The 3,107-nt window shown below is 65.8% G+C and carries 3 protein-coding genes; all 3 read left to right on the forward strand.

Features of this window, described 5'->3' with window-relative positions; all coding sequences use genetic code 11:
- Positions 1–795, forward strand: a 795-nt coding sequence (locus EN742_RS29725; RefSeq protein ID WP_148670348.1) for an ABC transporter ATP-binding protein, incomplete at its 5' end; no start/stop codon positions are given.
- Between the two features lie 154 nt (positions 796–949).
- Positions 950–2,500: a sodium:proton antiporter gene (locus EN742_RS29730; protein ID WP_127422882.1), complete on the forward strand. Its 1,551-nt coding sequence runs from the start codon at positions 950–952 to the stop codon at positions 2,498–2,500.
- A 98-nt stretch (positions 2,501–2,598) separates the two neighbouring features.
- On the forward strand, positions 2,599–3,107 hold a 509-nt coding region (locus EN742_RS29735), incomplete at its 3' end, for an endonuclease/exonuclease/phosphatase family protein (RefSeq protein ID WP_245492426.1).

The raw sequence follows: 3,107 nt of genomic DNA on the forward strand, positions 1-3,107 counted from the left end.
AACCTGACGGTGGCGCAGAATATCGGCTTCGGGCTGAAGGTGGCGGGGATGCAGAAGGCCGCCATCGATTCCCGCGTCGCCGAGATGCTCGACATCATAAAGCTGCCGCAGATGGCCGACCGCTATCCCTACCAGCTTTCGGGTGGCCAGCAGCAGCGCATCGCGCTGGCGCGCGCGATCGCGCCGAAGCCGAAGCTCTTGCTGCTCGACGAGCCGCTGTCGGCGCTCGATGCAAAGGTGCGCGTGTCGCTGCGCGAGGAGATCCGCTCGATCCAGAAGAAGCTCGGCATCACCACCATCTTCGTCACCCACGACCAGGAAGAAGCGCTGTCGATCTCCGACCGCATCGCGGTCATGTATGGCGGCAAGGCCGAGCAAGTCGGCACGCCGTTCGAGATCTACAACCGGCCGGCGACCAAGTTCGTCGCCAATTTCGTCGGCACACTCAACGTGCTGGAAGGCAAGGTCACCGACCCGGCATCTGGCAAAGTGCAGGTCAACACGCAGGAAGTCTCGCTCAAGGGCAAGCTCAACGGTTCGAAATCCGGCGACACGCTGTCGCTGGCGCTCAGGCCCGAGGCGATTTCGCTGGGGCGGCAACCCGGCCATGACACCAGCCTTTCCGGCGAGATCGCCGAAGTGCACTTCCTCGGCTCGGTCATCCGGGTGCGCGTCGGCATTGGCGGCAACACGGTGTCGCTCGACACGTTCAACAACTCCACGACGCCGCCGCCCGTAGTTGGCGAGAAGGCGGACATCTCGTTTTCGTCCGGCGACATGCTGGTGCTGCACTAGCAAAGCGACAGGAGCGCAATTTCGAGCCGGTGCATCACCTCCCATAGTGATCAGCGTGGGACGATCCGACCCTCATCGCTAACGCGCCAGACAATCAACAGCATCCCGACACGGGGGTACTGCCAACCGTCGCGCTTCATCGCTACGATGAGGTATGGCCCTGTTCGAGATCACCCTTGTCCTGCTTTTGATTGCCGTCGCGCTGGCGGCGCTGTCGCGGCGGCTGGAGGTCCCTTATCCTTCGCTGCTGGCCCTGGCCGGGGTTGGGATTGCCTTTGTGCCCGGCGCGCCAACGATCGAGATCGATCCGGAACTGGCGCTTGCGCTGTTCATAGCGCCGGTGCTTCTCGATGCCGCCTATGACACCTCGCTGCGCGACCTGAAGCGCTACCGGCTGTCGCTGGCGATGCTGGCGCTCGGCGCGGTTGTTTTCACTACCGTGGTCGTTGCCTTCGTCGGCTGGAAGATGGCCGGCCTGCCGATCGCGGCGGCGATCGCGCTCGGCGCCATCGTCGCGCCGCCCGATGCCGTGGCCGCGAGCGCCGTGCTCGGCCAGTTCAAGGTGCCGCACCGCATCATGGCCATCCTGCAGGGCGAGAGCCTGCTCAACGATGCGACAGCGCTGCTGATCTACAGGATTGCGGTTTCGGCCGCGATCGGTTCGGTCATGCTGAAGGACGCGGTGCCGGTGATCCTGCTGTCGACGGTCGGCAGCGTTGTCGCCGGCTATCTGTTCGGCCGCTTCTCTCTGCTGACGCTCACGCGGATCGAGGATGCGGCAAGCAGCACAGTGGTGCAGTTCGCCGGTACATTCGGTGTCTGGATACTTGCCGACAGGCTCGGGCTGTCGGCCATCATCACCATCGTCGTCTATGCCATGACCATCGCGCGCACCGCGCCGCGCCTGATGTCGGCGCGGAGGCGCGTCAGCACCTATTCGGTCTGGGAGTCGGCGGTGTTCGTCCTCAATGTGCTGGCTTTCGTTCTGATGGGCCTGCAGGCACGCTCGATCGTCGGCCGGCTCTCCGGCGACGGGCAAGGCGATGCGTTTCTCTTCGCCGCGACGGTGCTGGCCGTGGTCATCGTGGCTCGCCTCGTCTGGGTCGCGAGCTACGTTGCGGTCATGCGATGGCTTGCCCGCTTCGACAGCGAAGACAAAAGGCGGGATGCACCGACGTTCCGCGGTGCCGTGCTCGTCGGCTGGTGCGGCATGCGGGGACTGGTGACGCTGGTGGTGGCGATTGCGCTGCCGGCCGGCTTCCCGGGCCGTGACCCCATCGTGCTTGCCGCCTTCGCGGTCGTTCTCGGCACGCTGGTGCTGCAAGGCATGAGTCTGAAGCCGCTGCTGCGGATACTCAATTTCGAACGGGACACGACGATCGACCGCGAGGTGGCGGAGGCGCGCGTTGCCGTCATGCAGGCCGCGCTCGACGTCCTGAACCACAAGACGTCGGCGGCGGCGGCGGTGGTGCGCGAGCAGTATGAGGCGCAGCGCCGGATCGCCGAGGACCCTGAGGACGCCCAGGCGGCGACCGAATACGATCGCCTGCGCCTCTATGCCATCAAGCGCCAGCGCGACGCGCTGGAGGAACTGCGCCGCAACGGCACGATCGGCGACGAGGCCTATCACCGGCTGGAGGAGGAGATCGACTGGTCGGAACTGGCGGCGTCGCCGGCGGGGCGGTTCCAGCCGCTGACGACGTAGGAAGACGGTCCTCTGGCCCAGCCCCGTTGCTGTTGCGGTCCATTGCCACGCTATCGGTGAAACGCTACTGCCATCACCGGAACTGAGCCGGGTAACCAATGAAGCTCGTCAGCTACAACATCCAGTACGGGTTCGGCGGCGACGGCCGCTACGATCTCGCGCGCGCCGCGCGCGTCGTCAAAGGCGCCGACATCATCGCCTTACAGGAGGTGGAGCGGCACTGGCAGCGGACAAACGAGGACGACCAGCCGGAAATCCTGTCGCAGCTGCTGCCTGACTACCACTGGGTTTACGGGCCGGCCTTCGACATGGACGCCAGCGAGCGGCGCGACGGCCGCGTCGTCAACCGCCGCAGGCAGTTCGGCACCATGGTGCTGTCGAGGCTGCCGATCGTCTGGTCGCGCTTGCACTCCCTGCCGCTGCGCCGCACGGTGCGCCCGCTCAACACGCGCAACGCCGCGCTTGAATGCATGATCCGCACGCCAGCCGGTCCAGTGCGGGTGTTCTCCCTGCATCTCGCGCACATCGCCGTCGAGGAGCGGCTGGAGCAGATCGACTATCTACTCAACGAACATCGCCGGGCGCCGTCCGACGGCGGCCCCTGGAG

It is taken from the genome of Mesorhizobium sp. M4A.F.Ca.ET.020.02.1.1 (assembly GCF_004022645.1).
Classification (GTDB): Bacteria; Pseudomonadota; Alphaproteobacteria; order Rhizobiales; family Rhizobiaceae; genus Mesorhizobium.

Coding starts and splice junctions, on each gene's coding strand:
- EN742_RS29730 (WP_127422882.1), top strand. CDS start 950: ATGGCCCTGTTCGAGATCACCCTTGTCCTGCTTTTGATTGCCGTCGCG.